Consider the following 18,732-nt stretch of genomic DNA (forward strand, 5'->3'; position numbering starts at 1 on the left):
TCCACGACCCCCCGCAGCTCCCTCGTCGCCCGCTGGAGCTCGAGCCTCGCCGCGGCTCCGGGCGACGTGGAGGCGCGCGACGAGCGCGGAGGCTACCGACGGTCGAAGAAATCGAAGACGTCGGGCAGCACGAGCGGAACCATGCCTGCATGGTCCGCATCGACTTCCTTGTACGTGATCGGGTAGCCGCCAGCCATCATCCAGTCGCGCAGCTCGCGGCTGCCGGTCAGGGAAGGCGTGCCGCGGGTCCCCTCCGTCACGAAGACGGGCACGTCGCGCAGCCGGTCCCACGGATAGCCCGACTCCAGGACGAACGGTCCGGACATCGGCGCCAGAGCCCTCCAGTAGTCGGAGTACTTGGCGCCGATGTACCAGGTGCCGCCGCTCCCCATGGAGTGTCCAGTGAGGAACATCGCGCTGCGATCGATGGGGTACTCGTTCAGGACCAGCTCCAGGACGTTGATGACGTCCTTCTCGCTGAGCTCCTGATCGCGCTCGCGCTCGGGCGTGCGCATGGCCAGGAGCTTCTCCGCCTCCTCGGGTTGCCCGAACACGGCCGGCAGCCGCAGGAAGGTGCCGTACGCGCCGCGGTAGCCGAGCGGCGAGACCAGCAGCACGCCATGCTGGTCGGCCAGCTTCACCATCTGCTTGTCGTTCTGATCCAGGTACGAGCTCTCGTCGTTCGAGGCGCCGTGCAAGAACATCACGAGGGGCAACTTCGACGTGCCGTCCCAGCGTTCCGGGACGCAGACGCGGTAAGGGACGTCGGCGCCGGCGGCTGGAAAGTGGTAAGTCCTGCGCTGGTCGCCCTTGGCGCGCCACTGCGGAGAGCTGGGATCGGCGACGGACTCGGCGAGCGCTCGCGCCTCGAGCACCTGAGTGCGTGGATCGAGCGTGGTCCCGAACGAGATGGTCACCGGCTCGAATTCGCCTGGACCGCCCGTCCCCGCCGAGCCCGCACCGCCGGCTTCGCCGCCCACGCCGCTGCCCACGCCGCTGCCGGCATCGCCGCCGACGCCGCCGCCGGCATCGCCGCCGGCTCCGCCGCTGGGCGCTCCACCGCCCACGCCGGCGCCTGCTTGACCTCCCGCGCTGGCCGAGGCGTCTCGCGGAGACCCCCCGCTGGAACCGCCAGAGGCGGCGCCCGCCGTGCTGGCTCCGCCGCCACCTTGACCGGTGGGGACGGCGCCGCTGTGGCCGTCATTGCTCCCGCAGGCGGCGAGCGACAGCGCGCACCCGATGCAGGCCAGTGACGAAAGGAATCGATGTTTCTTCATGCTCGCTCCCGGGACGTGCTCAGCCCGTTCTGGGCGCGCCGCCGAACGCTCATGGCTCTCCGAGGTCTCCGATGTTCCCGCGACCTCACCCTCCCTCGCGCCCGCCACGCCTGCGGCGCCCGCAACGACCGAGCGAGTAGAGCCAGTGCAGAGGTTCGATCCCGAGCCCAGGGCGAAGGGCACGGTGCGCAGCACTGCCCATCCAAGACAAAGTAGCAAAAGGCCCCGAGGGCAAATTGTGAACGATCACATTCAATGCGTCAAACGAAATTGACCTGCCCGCGGGTCTCCTCGACGCCGATGGCTCTGGTCGGTTTCGAGCCGGTTGGGCGGCCTGGTGACGTGATTGGAATTATATCTCGACCATGACCGCGGCCCGGCGCCCGCCTCGCTTGACGCGCCGCTTCGTCGGAGGGACTCCGGGACCCCCAGTCCCCACCTCGGGATCGAGCCACCCCGTGCCCCGAAGACAGGAGTTGACATCGAGAATGTGAACGATCACACTGCGTGCTTCACCGCGATCGCGGTCTCAGCTCCGTCGTCGGCCTCCGATCATTCAATCAACTGGAAACGACCTCACGCGGAGGGCGCGCCTCGTGGAACGCTCCCGGTGAGGGCGGAATCGCCCCTGGGTGTTCAGATGACCAACAAAATTACTCTCGCTCGGGCCACATTGTTCGCGGCGCTGGCTGGCTCTTGCGCTCTCCCGGCTTGCAGTGGTGACGGCGCGAGCGCGTCAGGCGACACCCCTCACGCCGGAACGGGGGGGGGCGCCGCCTCAGGCAGCGGCGGCGGCGCCACGACCGGCGGTACCACCACCACCGGCGAAGGCGCCACGACCGGCGGCGGCACGACCGGCGACGGCGGCGCGTCCGCGGGTGGAGCGGGCGGCGAGGGGGGAACGAGCGGAGGCGGCGGCTCGCCTGGAGCGGGTGGCTCGGGCGGATCGACGGGAGGCAAGGTCGCCCCGCAGCCGAGCTCGGGTTGCAACAAGGCCAATCCGCAGACGGGCAGCGCGCAGAGCCCACTCACCGTGGCGGGTCACCAGTACTACGTGAAGCTGCCGACCGACTACGACGCCAGCAAGCCGTATCCGGTGATGATCATGTTCAACCCGACGAACAACCCGATCGGCTGGGCAGAGCAGAACGCGGGCTTCGAGGCGACCGGCCCCAGGGAGGCGTGGATCCGCGTCTACCCTCACCCGGCCAACTCCAGCTCGGGCTGGGGGGCGAACGACGTCTCCTTCTTCCAGCCGTTCTACGATCAGATCACGGACAGCTTCTGCATCGACAAGGCCCGCGTGTTCGCGGCGGGCGAGAGCTCGGGCGGCGACTTCTCGAGCATCCTCGGATGCGAGCACGCGGACAAGCTGCGCGCGGTGGGCCCGTGCGCCACCAAGAACGTCCCCCAGTATCCGCTCAACGCCAGCACCCGGGAGTGCACCGGGCAGGTCACGGCGGTCGTCATCCACGGAGAGCGCGACTCGGTGGTCGGGACCGACAACGGCCCGAAGACGCGCGACTTCTACACCGCGCTGAACCACTGCCAGACGAGCACGACGCCCGTCGAAGGGTACACGGACAAGCTCTCGAACTGTGTCATGTACGAGGGCTGTGACGAGGGCTCTCCGGTCTACTGGTGTCAGCACGGAGACCCGAACTACAGCAACACCAATCACGGCTGGCCCGCGTTCGCGCCCAAGTTCCTCTGGGAGCTGTTCTCGACGTATTGAGGGTCATGGTCGCCCTGGCCGCGCCCGGCGCAGGGGGCCTGCATCGGCGGTCGGTGGGCCCTCGCGCTCGCGGCGGCGGTCGACACGGCAGGCGAGGTGACGGCCTGGGAGGGCGGCGTTGGGAAGACGGCCCTCCTCCACACGCTCCGGGGTGGTCCTGAGCACGCTGCTGCTCCCCGTCCTGCTGGTGATGCCGATCCCGGAGATGGGCCGGCGAGTGATCCACGGCGTCGCGAACATCACGATCGTGCTGGTGTACGGCCGCCGCCGCTGGCATTCGGACTGGAGGAGGACAACCCGATGGTCATCGAGCTGACCCCGAGCTTCGAGGTGTTCGACCCGCGCTTCCGCAAGCTCGCGCTCCCACACGTGCACGTCGACAAGCTGTACACGGGCTGCCGCTGGGCGGAGGGGCCGGCGTGGTTCCCGGCGGGGCGCTACCTCGTCTGGTCGGACATCCCGAACGACCGCATGCTGCGCTGGGACGAGACCGACGGCTCGGTCTCGGTGTTCCGCCAGCCCGCGATGAACGCCAACGGCCACACGGTCGACCTGCAGGGCCGCCTCGTCTCCTGCGAGCACCGCGGCCGCTGCATCTCGCGCACCGAGCACGACGGCTCGCGCACGGTGCTCGCGTCGCGCTTCGAGGGCAAGCGGCTGAACTCGCCGAACGACGTGGTCGTGAAGTCCGACGGCAGCATCTGGTTCACCGACCCGAGCTACGGAATCGACAGCGACTACGAAGGCGATGCGTCGCCGGGCGAGCAGGGCGCGCAGCGCGTCTACCGCCTCGACCCGATCTCCGGCGCGCTGACGGCCGTCGCGAGCGACTTCGTGCAGCCCAACGGCCTCGCCTTCTCGCCGGACGAGTCGCTGCTGTACATCGCCGACACCGGCGCGACGCACGTGATGGACGGCCCGCACCACGTGCGCAGGTTCCGCGTCGACGCGAACGGCACGCTGACCGGCGGCGAGGTGTTCGCGACCTGCCCGGTGGGCGTGTACGACGGCCTCCGCGTCGACGTGCACGGCAACCTGTGGCTGTCGGCCGGCGACGGCGTGCACTGCCACGCGAGCGACGGCGCGCTGCTCGGCAAGGTGCTGATCCCCGAGGTCGTGGCCAACCTCTGCTTCGGTGGCGCCAAACGCAACCGCCTGTTCATCTGCGGAACGACCTCGCTGTATGCGGTCTACCTGAACACCCGCGGCGCCGGGCGCTAGCGAGCAGCGATGATCGCGGTCCGGCGCCTGTCCCGATTGACGCGGCGCACCGGACGAGCGTCGCCAGCGTGGTTTTCCGCCGGACTCGAAGAGAGCCGCGGGCCGGTCGATTGGAATTGACACACGATATGTGATCGTTCACATTCAACCCGAAGGGGACCCTTTTGCTTTGCCCCGGATAGGTGGTCTCGTCGTGCGCGCCGAGACCTTCGTCATCTGAACGATCTCGGCGAACGATTCGATATCGGCGAACGATTGCATTCGCGCCGTCATCGCGGAATCCATCGCTGATCCACACGTGCCATCACGTGCCATCGACCGGCACCACGCGCGCCGCTTCAGCGAGCACGATGGTCGTCGCATCGCTGACCATGCCAAGGGACCTGCAGGAACCTGCTCAACCACCAGAGGTCAGTCAGGAGACAATGATGACCCCACCGTCTTTCTCGATAACCGGCTTGCCGCGCTGCAGGCGGGGGCTCGGCGCGGGGCTCTGCGTCACGGCGCTCCTGCTCGCGGGGTGCACGGGCTCCTTGGGCGATCTGGATCTGGAGGGGAGCGAGGGCCCTGTGCCGGGCGGCAGCGGCCCAGCCACCGGCGGCGTGGCGCGCGGCATCGACATGCCGGGGGCGCCGCAGTACCACCGGTTCGTGCGCCTCACGAACTCGCAGTGGGCGAGCAGCGTGCAGGTGGTCCTGAACCTCGCCGCTCCGTCATCGCTGTCCGACGCGTTCGAGAAGCCCGTCGCCGGCACGACGGACTTCACGAACAACGAGCTCCTGCTGAGCGTGAACCAGCGCTCGTGGGGCGACTACCAGTCGGCGGCGGAGGCGCTCGCCGAGGAGGTGACGGCTTCGGACGCGTCGCTCGCCAAGGTGTACCCGGATACGGACGCGGCCGGCTTCATCAAGACCGTGGGGCGCCGTGCGTATCGCCGCCCGCTGACGGACGCCGAGGTCGCCAGATACACCGCGCTCTTCGAGACCGGCGCGGCGATGTCCGGCACGAAGAGCACGTTCGCCAAGGGCGCGCAGCTCGTGATCCGGACGATGCTCCAGTCGCCGCACTTCCTCTACCGTACGGAGCTCGGCGCGGATCGCGAGCCGCTCGATGGCTACGAGATCGCGGCGAAGCTCTCGCTCTGGCTGCGCAACGCCGCGCCGGACGACGCGCTGCTCGACGAGGCGCCCACGCTCACGACGCCGGGAGCGATCGCCGCGGTCGCCGAGTCGATGCTGGAGGAGCCCGCCGCGGCCCTGCGCATGCGGCACTTCCACAGCGAGCTGCTCCACTTCGATCGCTACGCCACCATCAGCAAGGTCGGCGTGCGGGACTACGACGAATCGTTGAACGCGGAGTACGAGGAGAGCGCGTACCTGTTCTTCGAAAAGATCTTCACCGAGGGCCTCGGCGTCAAAGACATCCTCACGTCCACGAGGGGCTTCGTGGGGCCGGGGATGGCGAGCCTCTACGGCCTGGAGCCGATCCGCAGCGGCTTCGTGGAGCGAGACCTCGGCCCCGATCGCGTCGGCTTCTTCTCGCAGCTCCCTTACCTGACGCTGAACGCCCTGAACGCGGAGTCGGACGCGATCCACCGCGGCGTCAGCATCAACCTCGACGTGCTGTGCACGCCGCTCGGCGCGCCGGTGCCCAACCTCCCGCAGCTCCCGCCTCTCGAGCCCGGGCAGACGAATCGTGAGCGCATCACGCGGCTCACCTCCCCCTGCGGTGGCGTGTGCCACAACGAGCTCATCAACCCCGTCGGCTTCGCCTTCGAGCATTTCGACGGCATGGGGCAATATCGGGACGAGGAGAACGGGGGCTTGCCGATCGACAGCAGCGGTGTCTACTCCTTCTCCGAAGGAGCCAAGTCGTTCGCGGATGCCGGCGAGCTGATGCGCCACATGGCCGAGGGCGAGCAGGCCCACCTCTGCTACGCCAAGAAGCTCGCGAGCTTCGCGCTCCAGCGCGACGTCGTCCCGTCGGACCTGCCGCTCGTCGAGACGCTCGCCGAGGTGAGCCGCGGCGCCAGCGGCTCGGTGAAGGAGATGATGCTCGAGCTCGTGAAGGACGAAGCATTTCGGACTCGCGTGGGAGGCCCGCTGTGAACTCCAAGATCGTGACGAACCTCGCTCATCCGCGCGTGCCGCACCGACGCGGCATCAATCGGCGCGCGTTCCTGCGCGCCGGCGGCGTTGCCATCGCCCTCCCGTTCCTCGAGGGGTTGCCGTCGCGCTCCGCCTGGGCCGCGGACAGCCCGCCCGTGTTCAGCCTCTACATCGTGGCGGCGTGCGGCGTCGTGGGGGACCGGTTCTTCCCGGACAAGACGGGCCCGCTCACGACCGACGGGCTCGCCGCCATGACGGACAAGGCGACGCACGTGCTCGCGCCTCACGCCCCGAACCTGCTGTTCATCCGCGGGATCAACTTCCCGATGCGGGGGCCCACCAACTGCGGCCACGCGCAGGGCCTGTGTCAGGCGCTCACCGCGCGCCCGGCGCAGGGCGGTGGCAAGACCGCGTCCTCGACCGGCGTGTCCGCGGACGTGGTGGTCGCGCAGCTGGTGAACGAGGGCGGCGCCGATCCGCTCACGCTCTACGCCGGCAACCTCAGGAACGGGTACATCGCCGAGCGCATCTCCTTCAAGGGCGGCGGTGCCGGGCAGGTGCGCTCGGCGGACGACAACCCGTACACGCTTTACTCCAAGCTCGTCGGCCTGACGAGCAGCGGCGGCGGCGGCAGGCCGCTCGCGGAGGAGCTCCTCAGCAGCCGCAAGAGCGTGAACGACTTCGTGCGCGAGGAGCTGAACAGCCTGATGCGCATGTCGGCCCTGAGCTCCGCCGACAAGCAGCGCCTCCAGCAGCATTTCGACTCCATCCGCGACGCCGAGGTCACGATGGGCCAGATGGGCAGCGCCTGCAGCCAGGCGGGCCTCGCGACGTCGGAGCTCGAGGCGCTCGAACGCGGCTTCGCGTTCAAGACGGACGGCATGATCGAGGATGTCGCGAAGCTCCACCTCGAGCTCGTGGCGCTGGCGTTCGCCTGCAACTTCAACCGCGTGGCGACGCTGCAGCACGGTGACGGCACGGATCAGACGAAGTATGCGGTGCCGGCGAACGAGGGGCTCCGCTGGCCTTTCCACCACCTCAGCCACCGTGTGCAATCGGACGCGGCCTCGGGCAGCAACCCGACGGCCGAGCAAGCGCACGCCGAGATCGACGTGCTCCGTATGCAGACGCTGCTCCACGGCCTCGATCACTTCAAGGCGCGCGACCTGTTCGACAAGTCCATCATTCTTTGGACGAACCACGTCGCGGACGGCCCGTCGCACAGCTTCCGCAACGTGCCGACGATCATCGCCGGAAGCGGCGGCGGCTACCTGAAGCAGGGGGAGTACATCGACGCCGGGAACGTCACGAACAACCGCCTCTTCAACGGCCTCATCGCCGCCGCCGTTCGGGACAAGACCGAGTGGACGGAGAACTTCGGCGAGGGTGAGGGCTCCGGGCCCATCGACGGCATGCTCGCCTGAGCGCCGTCGCCGGGCGGTGAGCCTCGCTGCCGAGCGGGCATCACGACAGCGTGCCTAGTTTCAACCCGTCTGTCGCCCTGGACCAGGGCGTGTGTGCCCATGGTATGGCCATCCGCCGCTGGATGCGCTCGGCGCCGCGCCCGGAGGCGCCTTGGAGCGGGTCATCGCCCCTCCTGATGTTGTCGGCCGTAGACCAGCAGCATCACGATGATCACGGCGCCGTAGATGATCTGGCGGCCGGCCTCGGGCATCTGCAGCACGCTGAGCATGCTCTGGAGCAGCACGATCAGGAGGGTGCCGAGGACGGTGCCGAGGTACGTCCCGCGCCCGCCCATGATGCTGGTTCCGCCGAGCACCACCGCGGCGATGGCCGGCATGAGGTAGTCGTTGCCCATCGCCTGGTAGGCCTTGTGCGAGAAGCCTGCCAGCAGCATGCCGGTGATGGCGGAGCACACGCCGCACATCACGAAGGCGCCGATCAGCACCCAGTGCGTCCTGACGCCCGAAAGATAGACGGCCTGCTCCTGGTTACCGACGGCGTAGATGTAGCGGCCGAGCGCGGTCTTCTTCAGCATGAAGGTGCCGGCGCCGCCGACCAGGATCCAGACGAACAGCGAGTTCGGGATGGAGAGCGTCTTGCCCACGGCCAGGACCTCCATCCACGCCGGCGCCTCGCTGCGCGGCGCGAAGCCGCCGGTGTAGAGCACCATCAGCCCCTGAAGCACGGTGTTCGTGCCCAGCGTGAAGATCATCGAAGGCACGCGCAGGCAGGCGACGCCGAGCCCGTTCACCAGACCCGCGGCGGCGCCGACGGCCAGCCCGCAGGGCAACGCGGCCCAGCCGCCGAGCCCTGCGGACAGCATGGCGCTCGAGGTGAGCACCCACGGCAGCGAGAGATCGATGTGACCGAGCAGGATCACGATCATCATGCCCGTGGCGGCGACGCCCAGGAAGGCGGCGATCTGCAGCTGTTGCAGGAGGTAGCCCGGGCTCAGGAAGCTCAGCGTGCCCTGGGTGATCAGCGTGCCGATCGAACCGATCACGAGGACGACGCCGATCGACAGCAGCGCGTACCAGGTCGGCCTGTCGATCTCGCCGAAGAGGCTCTTGTGGGAGAGGAGCTGTCGCATCGAGCTCACCTGAAGACGCGCAGCCGGTTCTTGACGCGGACGACCCAGAGCGCGCCGAGGCAGACGGCCGCGAGCAGGATGAGGCCCTCGAACAGCGGCTGGTAGAGCGGATTGGCGAGGAGGCCCAGCGCCGAGCCCTCGTCGAAGACGCGGAAGTTGAAGGCGACGGAGCGGAGCACCAGCGCGCCGAAGAGCGATCCTACGGCGCCGCCGATCCCTCCGTACAGCGAGGTGCCCCCGATCACGACGCTGGCGATGGAGTTCAGCGTGTAGGAGCCGGCTTGTGGGATGTCGGCGTTGCCCGACATCGTCTGCAGCGCGAGGTAGAGGCCGCCGACGCTGGCGAAGAACCCCGACAGCGTGTACGCGGCCAGCTTGACGCGCTGGATGCGGACGCCCGACATGTACGCCGCCTCCTGCGACGCGCCGACGGCGTAAGCGCCGAGGCCGTAGCGGGTGCGGCGGTAGTAGGCCCAGAGCAGCGCGAGCAGCGCCATCCAGATCGCGGGCGACGGGATCTTGCCGACGAAGCCCAGCGCGCCGTCGAGGGGGGTGGCGCCCGCGGCCTGCAGCAGCTCGTTGAGGTCGAAGGTGGCCGCGAACGCCAGATCGCCATCGACCTGGCCGCCAGGCGTCGGTCTCAGGAACAGCGCGACGCCCATGAAGATCGTGCCCGAGGCCAGGGTGGCGATGATCGGCTGCAGACGGCCGTACACGACGAGGCAGCCGTTGAGCAGGCCCGCCGCCATGCCCACGGCCAGGCACAGCAGGATGCCCAGGAAATTCTCGAGCGCGCTGCCGGCAAGCACGTGCGAGGCCACGCAGTTGACGAGGGTGATCACCGCGCCCACGGACAGATCCAGGCCGCCGGTCAGCACGGGGACCGTCTGGGCCATGGCCGCCGCCACCAGCACGAACGACTCGTTGGCGTTCTGCCCCACCAGCGACGCGCTGAAGCCCTTGGGGTGGGACAGCGAGTAGAGCCCGTAGAAGAAGATGCACAGACCGACGGCCACGAGCAGGCCCTGGTTCTGGCGCAGGCGGAGCTTCCAGTCCTTCATCGTGCGTCTGCTCGCGCGCGCTCGGCTTCGCGCTTCGCGCGCTCAGGCCCGCCGCGCAGACCGAGGGCCAGGTCCAGGATGTTCTTCTCGGTGATGTCGGGCCCCACGAGCTCGCCCTGCACGCGGTGCTGGTAAAGGATGAGCACGCGGTCACAGCAGCCGATCAGCTCGTCGTAGTCCGTGGTGTAAAAGAGGATGGACGTGCCGGCGTCCGCCAGCGCGCGGAGCAGCTGGTAGATCTCCTGCTTCGTGCCGACGTCGATGCCGCGGGTGGGATCGTTGAGCATCAGCAGCCGCGGCTCCGTCATCAGCCACTTGGCCAGCACGACCTTCTGCTGGTTGCCCCCGGACAGCGACGACACCGGGTGGTCGAGCGAGCCGACCTTGATCTGGATGCGGCGCACCATCTCGTCGATGCGCGCGGCCTCGCGCCGGCGGTCGAGCACCACGCCGCTCGTGAACCTGTCGAGCGAGGCCAGCGACATGTTCGCGGCGATGGCCATCGGCAGCATCAGGCCTTCGGTCTTTCTGTCCTCGGGCACGAGGGCGATGCCGTGCGCACGGTCCTTGGCCTGGCGCGGGCTCGTCAGCTCGACCGGCTTGCCGTCGATCTCGATCTCGCCGCGCAGACCCTTGAGCACGCCGAACAAGCCGAGCAACAGCTCGCGCTGGCCCTGGCCGTCGAGCCCGCCGATGCCGAGGATCTCGCCCTCGCCGAGCTTGAACGACACGTCCTCGAGCTGCCGCTCCCAGCCCAGGTCGCGCACCTCGAGCCGCGTCGCCGGGAAGCTGCGCGCCGCCGGCTTCGGCGGGAAGACGTGACCCATGTCACGGCCGATCATGAGCTCCACGATCTGGTCGTCGCTGCGCCGGCCCCTGGCGAAGGTCTCGATGTGCCGACCGTTGCGGAAGACCGACATCACGTCCGCGAGCTCCTTGATCTCGTGCATGCGGTGCGAGATGTAGAGCATGCCGACGCCCTGCGCCTTGAGCTCGGCCAGGAGCGCGTAGACCTTCTCGACGTCGCTGCTGGTCAGCGCGGAGGTGGCCTCATCCAGGATCAGCAGCCGCGGGTCCTTGCCGAGCGCCTTCGCGATCTCGACCATCTGGCGGCGCGAGAGCGGCAGATCGCTCACCCAGGCGTTCGGGTTCACGCCCTCGCAGCCGACGCGCGCCAAGAGCTCCTCGGCCCTGCGGACCTGCGCCTTGCGATCGAAGAGCCCCAGGCGGTTGGTCGGCATGGTGATGCCGATGTTCTCGGCCACGGTCAGCGTCGGCATCAGGGACAGCTCCTGGAAGACGCAGACGACGCCGGCGGCGTTCGCCTCGATCGGGTGGTCGAACCGGACCGGCTCGCCATGGAGCAAGAGCTCCCCGGCGCTCGGCGCGACCACGCCGCCGATGATCTTGATCAGGGTGCTCTTGCCCGCGCCGTTCTCGCCGAGGATCGCGTGCACCTTCCCCGCCTCGCAGGCGAGGTCGACGCCGCTCAGGGCGGTGACCCCGCCGTAGTGCTTGGAGACGTTCCGGAGCTCGAGGAGCGGAGGGCTCACCGGTTCGGTCATGATGCTGGGGCGCCCCCGGGGCGCTACTTCACGTCGGCTTCCGACTCGTTCATGATCTTCACGCCCGAGATGTTGACCCCGCAGGGCGGGAACTCGTTGGGCGTGAAGAAGTTGTCGGAGAGCTGGGAGAAGAAGTTCTCGCCGTCCTTCAGCGTGGTGTGATCGGCGGCGGGGATCGGCACGGAGATCATCTGCGGCAGCACCTTGCCTTGCAGGCCCTCGAGCGCCGCCTTCATCGCGATGGCCGCGAGCCCCGGCGACTGGCCGAGCGACAGGCCCTTCATGCCCTGCTCGTGGTGCTTCGCGATCAGCTTGCGCACGCCGTTCTCGGCCTCCGTGGCGACCGGGATCGGCTTGTGGCCGGCGTCCAGGAGCGCGCGGACGGCGCCCGTCGACCCGCCCTGCGCGAAGAGCGCGTCGAACTCGCGGTGCACGGCCAGCGCGTCGGCCACCGCCTTCTGGGCCTTGCCGTCGTCCCAGCCGCCCACCACCTCCACGATGGTGTAGCTCTTCCCCGGCGCTTCCATGACCTGGCGGAAGCCGACGTGGCGGTCGCGATCGACGGAGTTGCCCTGCAGGCCGCGGACCTCGAGCACCTTGCCCTTCCCTCCGAGCTGCTTGTCGAGGAACTCGCCCCACTGCCGCCCCATCGCCATCTGGTCCTCGTTGACCTGCATCACCTTGTCCGTGTCGAGCACGTTGTCGAACGGAACCAGGATGACGTCCCTCTTGTCAGCGAGGCGGATCACGCGATCGAAGCCGTCGGGGCTGACGGCGAGCGTGACGATGCCGTCGAAGCCCTGGTTGATGAAGTCCTCGATCGCACCGAGCTGGGCCGCGACGTCGGTGCCGGTCGACACCACCTTGAACTCCTTGAGGAGCGGCGCGATGGTCGGGTCCTTGGCGAAGGCCTTGGCCGTCTTGACCATCTGGATGCGCCAGGCGTTACCGACGTAGCCGTTGACGAGCGCGAGGCGGAACGGCGGCTTTCGAGCCGTCCACTGCAGATACTTGGTGTCCTGCTTCCACGGCGCGAAGCACTCGGGGTTGAAGCCGGGCCCCGACACGATCTTGGGCCCTCGCCCGCTCGGCGCCTGCGCGGCGGCGGCGCTGGCGGAGCCCCCTGCGGCCTGAGTGCTGTCGGGCTTGCCTTTGCAGGCAGAGAGGCCCCAGAGCCCGAGCGCGCAGCTCAACACCGCCACTGCGCGCCGCGCCGGTCCACGAGACTGGCCAATCGACATGGTGCCGTTCCCTTTCGAGCAAGGAGACGTGGTCGGACGGAGACCTCTACGGCCTATCACACGTCGTCACGTCCTCGCATGAAACCTTGCGCGATCCGCCTTCCTCCTGGAAAAGTGACGCTCTATCGAAAATTTATGCGCCAGAGGAGCTCCGCTCGGCCGCGATGGCGCGACCGAGGAGCCCGATGATGCGCTCTGCATCATAGACGCACCCGCCCCAGCTACCGCCGCTGGCATCCTGAAGCGCAGCCCACAACCGCGTATCCGCGTTCACTCGGCCGTCGGGTTGAAGGGCTGGACTGGGCGAGCGGGCGGCGAGACCGCTGGCATCCACGCCCACGACGTCCACCGTCCCCTCCAGCCTGCGCGTGTCGATCCGAAGCCTGACGCGATCGCCGTCGCGCACGCGGCCGATGGGCCCACCCGCCCACGCCTCCGGGCTGACGTGGCCGACGCACGCCCCGGTGGAGACGCCGGAGAAACGACCGTCCGTGACCAGGGCGATACGGTGCCCGTCCCTCACGTGCTTGAGGGCGGAGGTGATCTGGTAGGTCTCCGGCATCCCGATGCCCGGGCCGATGCCGATCAGCACCATCACGTCACCCGGCTGCACGGCGCCCGTCTTGATCGCCTCGATCGCCGCGTGCTCGCTGCCGAACACGCGCGCAGGCCCCTCGTGCAGATACACGCCGTCCGGTCCGATCCCCTGAGGAGCGATCGCGGTGCTCTTCACGAGCGCTCCCTCGGGCGCGAGGTTGCCGCGCAAGAAGGTCACCGTGCTGGTGAGGCCGCGCTCGCGCGCCTTCCCGGCGGACAGGATCACGTCGTCCGGGTCGATGCGGTCGAGCTGCTGGAGCTTGTCCCGCAGGCGCCGGCGCCGCTCGCTGCGCTCCCACCACTCGAGGTTCTCGCCCACGGTGCGACCGCTGACGGTGCGCGCATCGAGCCGCAGCAGGCCGAGCTCGCGCAGATGGAGCATGACCTCCGGGACGCCTCCCGCGAGGAAGACCTGGACCGTGGCGTAATGTCGCGGCCCGTTGGGCAACACGTCCACGAGCCGCGGAACGAGGGCGTTGATGCGCGCCCAGTCGTCCACCGTGGGGCGCCGGAGCCCGGCCGCGTGGGCGATCGCCGGCACGTGGAGCACCAGGTTGGTCGATCCGCCGACGGCGGCGTGCAGCACCATGGCGTTGTGGAGGGAATCGTCGGTGAGGATGTCCCGCGTGGTCACGCCACGTCGCTCGAGGGCCATGAGCGCGTGCGCGGAGCGGCGGGCGAGGTCGCGCCAGATCTCGGCGCCCGACGGGCTGAGCGCGCCGTGCGGGAGGGCGAGGCCGAGCGCCTCCGCCACGACCTGGCTCGTCGCCGCCGTCCCCATGAACTGGCAGCCGCCGCCGGGGGAACCGCAGGCGCGGCAGCCCATCTCGGCGGCGTGGTCGAGGCTCACCTCCCCGCGCGCAAAGCGCGCCGCGAGGGTCTGGACCTTGGCGGTATCCTCCGCCTCCTCCGCGAGGAGCGTGACGCCTCCCGGCACGAGCACCGTGGGGAGGTCGAGGCTGCCGGCGAGCGCCATCATCATGGCCGGCAGGCCCTTGTCGCAGGTGGCGACGCCGAGCACGCCCCGGCGGGTGGGCAGCGAGCGTATCAGCCTCCGAAATACGATGGCCGCGTCATTGCGGTAAGCGAGGCTGTCGAGCATGCCCACGGTTCCATTGGTCCGCCCGTCGCACGGATCGCTGACATAGCCGGCGAACGGAATGGCCCCGCTGGCCGTGAACGTGCGGGCGGCCTCCTCCATGAGCAGCCCCACCTCCCAGTGTCCCGTGTGATACCCGAGCGCGATCGGCGCGCCGTCCGGCGCGCGGATCCCCCCCTGCGTGCTGAGCACGAGGAACTGCTTCCCGAGCAGGCGCGCAGGCTCCCACCCCATCCCGGCATTCTGAGTCATGCCGAACAGCTCGCCGCTGGACATGGCGCGAAGCTGCTCGGCCTCGAGCGGGAGGCGCCCCGACGGGCCGGGCGCGGTCGTGCGCAGGGTGTAGATCGCCTCGCTGCCGGGCTCGAACACCGGGTCGTGGCTCATGCGCGGGGCGGGATGGGGTCGCGGGTGGCCCGGCCGTCGACGAGGCGTGATATCCCGAGCGGGTTCTCGTCGCGCAGCTCCCGCGGGAGCAGCGCGGGTGGACACGACTGGTAGCAAACGGGGCGTGCGAAGCGGAAGATGGCCGCGCTTCCAACCGAGGTGAAGCGCGCGTCGCTGCTCGCCGGGTACGGCCCGCCGTGGTGCATGGCGTGCGACACCTCCACGCCCGTCGGATAGCCGTTGAAGACGAGGCGGCCCGCGACCCGGCCGAGGACATCGACCAGGTCCTGGGCGGCGGCGAGATCGTCGGCGGTCCCGTGCAGCGTGGCGGTGAGCTGGCCGTCGAGCGCGCCGAGGAGCTGGAGCAGCTCTCCGCGGCTCGAAGCGGTGACGAGCAGCGTGTACGGTCCGAAGATCTCGTGCGCGAGGTGCGGCCGCCGCGCGAAGTCGGCGGCGGAGACACGCGCGACGCGCGCGCCGGTGTCGGTCAGCCACGCCACGCCTTGCAGCTCCCGCACGGCGCGGTCGAACGACCCCTGGATGCCGGCGTGCAGCATCACACCCGGCGTGATGGCGCGGGCTCGGTCGGCGACCGACCGCGCAAACGCATCCCAGTCAGGGGAGGCCAGCCCCAGGACGAGGCCCGGCTTGGTGCAGAACTGGCCGACGCCCAGCGTGCACGAGCTGACCAGCCCTTCGGCGATCGCGTCGCGGCGCTCGCGCAGCGCGCCGGGCAGCACGATGAGCGGGTTGATGCTGCCCATCTCCGCAAAGACGGGGATCGGCCGCGGGCGGGCGGCGGCGGCGTCCCAGAGGGCGCGGCCGGCGCGGATGGACCCGGTGAAGCCCACCGCCTGGATGGCCTCGTGGCGCACCAGCGCGAGCGAGACCTCGGGCGAGGCGCCGTGCACCATGCCGAACACGCCCGCGGGCAGGCCCGCCTTCTGCACGGCGGCGCGCAGGGCCGAGGCCACGAGGTCGGAGGTGCCGGGATGCGCCGGGTGGGCCTTGACCACGACCGGGTTGCCCGCGGCGAGGGCGGAGGCGGTGTCGCCGCCGGCGACGGAGAACGCGAGGGGGAAATTGCTCGCGCCGAAGACGGCGACCGGACCGAGCGGTCGCAGCATGCGGCGCACGTCGGGGCGCGGGAGCGGCTTGCGGTCCGGCAGCGCGGGATCGATCCGGGCATCGACCCAGGAGCCCTCGCGCACGACGGCGGCGAAGAGGCGCAGCTGGCCGTTGGTGCGGCCGCGTTCGCCCTCGAGGCGGGCGACGGGCAGCCCGGTCTCCCGGTGCGCGGTCTGGATCAGGGCATCGCCGAGCGCCACGATCTCGTCGGCGGCGGTCTCCAGGAAGCGGGCGCGCATCTCCGGCTCGAGGCCGGCGAAGGCCTGTGCCGCCGCGGCGGCGGCGCGGGCGGCGGCGTCGATCTCGGCGGCGTCGGCGTCGCGGTAAGCACCGAGCTTCTCCCCGGTGGCGGCGTCGTGGGCGAAGAATTCCATGGTTTCAGCGCGGAACCGGAGATGAACGTCTCGACTTCGTGATCTTCATACGATGTGCCTCGTCAACCCTGGGATACCGGGTTTGCCAGCGTGCCGACGCCGAGAATCGTGATCTCCACGAGGTCGCCAGGCTCCAGGGTGAGCGAGTCTGGCGGCACGATGCCGGTCCCGGTCATGAGGACGACGCCCGCGGGGAAGCTCAGCTCGCGCGTGAGATAGGCGACGAGCTCCTCGGGCCTGCGCCGCATCCGCGCGGTCGAGGTCTCCCCCGCGAACACCGCCTCGCCCGCGCGTCGGATCGCGAGCTGGATGGAGAGCGCGCGCAGATCCAGCCCGGGCTCGTCCGCGAGCGCGATGGCTGGGCCGAGCGCGCAGCAGCCGTCGTAGATCTTCGCCTGCGGCAGGTAGAGCGGGTTGTCGCCCTCGATGGACCGCGACGAGACGTCGTTGCCGGCCGTGTAGCCGACGATGCGGCCCGCCGCGGACACGACGAGCGCGAGCTCCGGCTCGGGCACGTTCCAGCTCGAGTCGCGACGGACGCGCACCGGCGCGCCCGGGCCGGCCACCAGGCGGGGCACCGCCTTGAAGAACAGCTCCGGGCGCTCGGCGTCGTACACGCGATCGTAGAAGTCGCCGCCGCCGGCGCTCTCCTCCTTGCGCGCCTCGCGCGAGCGCTCGTAGGTGACGCCCGCCGCCCAGACCTCCTGCCCGTCGATCGGGGCGAGCAGCGGGACGTCGGGCGGGAGGGGGTGGGCTGTGGCGCGCGCGCGCGCGTCGCGCACCGCGCCGAGGGGATCGGGCAAGGCGAGCCACGAGGCGACGGACGCGAACGCCTCCGGGGACGCCGCCGTGAGGTCGTGGCGCTCTCCCCGCTCGTCCTCGATCCCGAGGCGCGGCCCGCCACCGCCCGCAAACCGAAACAGCTTCATGTCCGCGCCTCCCTGCAGGCCCGCCCTGCCGATCCGGATCGTCTCGAGCTGAACACGCCGGGTGGCACGCCGGCCTCGCGGAGCACCTCGGCGAGGAGATGATCCACCATTTGCGCGCTCTGTAAAGCCACTTCTTGGCGCTCGCCGCCGCTCCTCTCGTGCGCGCCGCCCAGCCCGCCCCGACGAGGAGCGAGGAGGAGTCGCCCCGCGACGAGGACGCCGCGTGCCCGAACGGAGTCCTCGCGCCCTCTCGGTCGAGCGGCGCTACGCCGGCCCCTGAGCCTTGATCCGGGGCATCACCTTGGAGGCGAAGAGCCGGAGGCTCCTCTCTGCAACGTCGTAGGGCATCCCAGCATAGCTGAAGACCCCCACGAACGCCCCGGCGCCGGAGCGCCGCTTGATATCCATAATCTTCTCGTAACACTGCTCCGGCGTCCCGAAGCTCTGCAGGTTCACGAAGAACTCCGTCATCATGTCGATGCCCCCCGGAGCGCTCATCATCTCCTGCAACGTCCTGTAGCTCTCATACCCCCGCATCTTCGTCAGATGATCCCCCACGAGCTCGTAATGCCGCACCAGTGAGCTCCAGTAGCCGCCGATGTGCTCGACGGCGTGCTTGCGCGCTCGCGCCGCGTCGTCGTCGCAGAGGACCCAGCCGGCGACGATCGGCGGCGGCGCCTCGACGCCGTTCACCTCCCGGAAGATGCGCCGGTACTCGCCGAGCTCGGCCGCCACCACGTCCCAGGGCTTCTGCGGCATGATCAGCATGCCGATGCCGAGCCTGGCCAGGACGGCGGAGGACTCGGGAGACACGGCCGCAGCGTACGTGCGGCCGCGAAACGACTTGAAGGGGCGCGGCCGGAGCTCGCGCCTCACCTGCTTGACGAACTTGCCGTCGAACTCGCAGTACCCGCGCTCGAGCCCCTGCAAGATCATCTGCGCCGCCTCGGCGAAGATCTCGCGGCTATCCTCCTGCCGGACCCCGAACCCCTCGAACTCGACGCGCCCGAGCCCCCGCCCGATGCCGAAGAGAAAGCGCCCGTCGCTCAGGTGGTCGAGCATCACCGCCTGCTCGGCCACCCGCATCGGCTGGTGCCACGGCAGCACCACCACCATCGAGCCGAGCTGGACCCGCCGCGTGCGCCCTGCGAGATAGCTCAAATATTGCAGTACGTCGGGACACACCGTGTGCCCCGTGAAGTGATGCTCCACACCCCAGATCGAGTCGAAGCCGAGCGGCTCGGCCAGGTCCGCCAGACGAAGCTCATTGCGATAGACGTCGCCATCCGTGCGCCCCTCATCCTCGGCCTGAAAAATGACTCCCATCCCGACGTGCATGGATCTCTCCATTCATACGCTCGAATTTTGCGATCTCAGGTCGCCTTCGAGCCGAAGCAGACGTAGCAGACGTGGCCGCGAATCAAACACACATCCTCGTGAACATCGGTATGAATTT

At 69.6% G+C, this 18,732-nt stretch carries 14 protein-coding genes; 5 read left to right on the forward strand and 9 right to left on the reverse strand.

Going from position 1 to position 18,732, the window contains the following annotated elements:
• Nucleotides 1-92: 92 nt before the first annotated feature.
• Nucleotides 93-1,067, reverse strand: a complete 975-nt coding sequence (locus WMF31_RS38425) for a hypothetical protein (protein ID WP_436606858.1) — start codon at nt 1,065-1,067, stop codon at nt 93-95.
• 1,243 nt (nt 1,068-2,310) lie between these two features.
• Between WMF31_RS38425 and WMF31_RS38430 the strand changes: the two genes are divergently transcribed.
• The 5 genes from WMF31_RS38430 (at nt 2,311) to WMF31_RS38450 (ending at nt 7,765) form a co-directional block, all read left to right on the forward strand.
• A complete protein-coding gene (locus WMF31_RS38430) occupies nt 2,311-3,012 on the forward strand; it encodes an alpha/beta hydrolase family esterase (protein ID WP_436606859.1) in 702 nt (233 codons plus the stop codon).
• A 151-nt stretch (nt 3,013-3,163) separates the two neighbouring features.
• Nucleotides 3,164-3,328 (forward strand): hypothetical protein, encoded by a 165-nt coding sequence (locus tag WMF31_RS38435; RefSeq protein WP_436606860.1) that lies wholly within the window; start codon nt 3,164-3,166, stop codon nt 3,326-3,328.
• Nucleotides 3,313-4,233 (forward strand): SMP-30/gluconolactonase/LRE family protein, encoded by a 921-nt coding sequence (locus tag WMF31_RS38440; protein ID WP_436606861.1) that lies wholly within the window; start codon nt 3,313-3,315, stop codon nt 4,231-4,233. Before WMF31_RS38435 ends, WMF31_RS38440 begins: the two co-directional genes overlap by 16 nt.
• A gap of 428 nt (nt 4,234-4,661) precedes the next feature.
• On the forward strand, nt 4,662-6,341 hold the full coding sequence (locus WMF31_RS38445) for a DUF1592 domain-containing protein (RefSeq protein WP_436606862.1): 1,680 nt from the start codon (nt 4,662-4,664) through the stop codon (nt 6,339-6,341).
• On the forward strand, nt 6,338-7,765 hold the full coding sequence (locus WMF31_RS38450; RefSeq protein WP_436606863.1) for a DUF1552 domain-containing protein: 1,428 nt from the start codon (nt 6,338-6,340) through the stop codon (nt 7,763-7,765). Before WMF31_RS38445 ends, WMF31_RS38450 begins: the two co-directional genes overlap by 4 nt.
• A gap of 161 nt (nt 7,766-7,926) precedes the next feature.
• Here the strand turns inward: WMF31_RS38450 and WMF31_RS38455 are convergent, their stop codons facing one another.
• From WMF31_RS38455 to WMF31_RS38490, 8 genes are all read right to left on the reverse strand, one after another.
• Nucleotides 7,927-8,895, reverse strand: coding sequence for an ABC transporter permease (locus WMF31_RS38455; protein ID WP_436606864.1), 969 nt, complete (start codon nt 8,893-8,895; stop codon nt 7,927-7,929).
• Between the two features lie 5 nt (nt 8,896-8,900).
• Nucleotides 8,901-9,956, reverse strand: a complete 1,056-nt coding sequence (locus WMF31_RS38460) for an ABC transporter permease (protein WP_436606865.1) — start codon at nt 9,954-9,956, stop codon at nt 8,901-8,903.
• Nucleotides 9,953-11,521 (reverse strand): sugar ABC transporter ATP-binding protein, encoded by a 1,569-nt coding sequence (locus WMF31_RS38465; protein WP_436606866.1) that lies wholly within the window; start codon nt 11,519-11,521, stop codon nt 9,953-9,955. The genes WMF31_RS38460 and WMF31_RS38465 overlap by 4 nt, the downstream gene beginning before the upstream one ends.
• Nucleotides 11,522-11,544: 23 nt before the next feature.
• A complete protein-coding gene (locus tag WMF31_RS38470) occupies nt 11,545-12,762 on the reverse strand; it encodes a sugar ABC transporter substrate-binding protein (protein ID WP_436606867.1) in 1,218 nt (405 codons plus the stop codon).
• A gap of 133 nt (nt 12,763-12,895) precedes the next feature.
• Nucleotides 12,896-14,845: a YjhG/YagF family D-xylonate dehydratase gene (locus WMF31_RS38475; RefSeq protein WP_436606868.1), complete on the reverse strand. Its 1,950-nt coding sequence runs from the start codon at nt 14,843-14,845 to the stop codon at nt 12,896-12,898.
• Nucleotides 14,842-16,347, reverse strand: coding sequence for an aldehyde dehydrogenase (NADP(+)) (locus WMF31_RS38480; RefSeq protein WP_436606869.1), 1,506 nt, complete (start codon nt 16,345-16,347; stop codon nt 14,842-14,844). Before WMF31_RS38480 ends, WMF31_RS38475 begins: the two co-directional genes overlap by 4 nt.
• Nucleotides 16,348-16,409: 62 nt before the next feature.
• A complete protein-coding gene (locus WMF31_RS38485) occupies nt 16,410-17,276 on the reverse strand; it encodes a fumarylacetoacetate hydrolase family protein (RefSeq protein ID WP_436606870.1) in 867 nt (288 codons plus the stop codon).
• A 264-nt stretch (nt 17,277-17,540) separates the two neighbouring features.
• Entirely contained in the window at nt 17,541-18,602 is a 1,062-nt protein-coding gene (locus WMF31_RS38490) for an LLM class flavin-dependent oxidoreductase (RefSeq protein ID WP_436606871.1), read from the reverse strand.
• Between the last annotated feature and the right edge of the window lie 130 nt (nt 18,603-18,732).

It is taken from the genome of Sorangium sp. So ce1036, from assembly GCF_051369805.1.
Lineage (GTDB): Bacteria > Myxococcota_A > Polyangia > Polyangiales > Polyangiaceae > Sorangium > Sorangium cellulosum_F.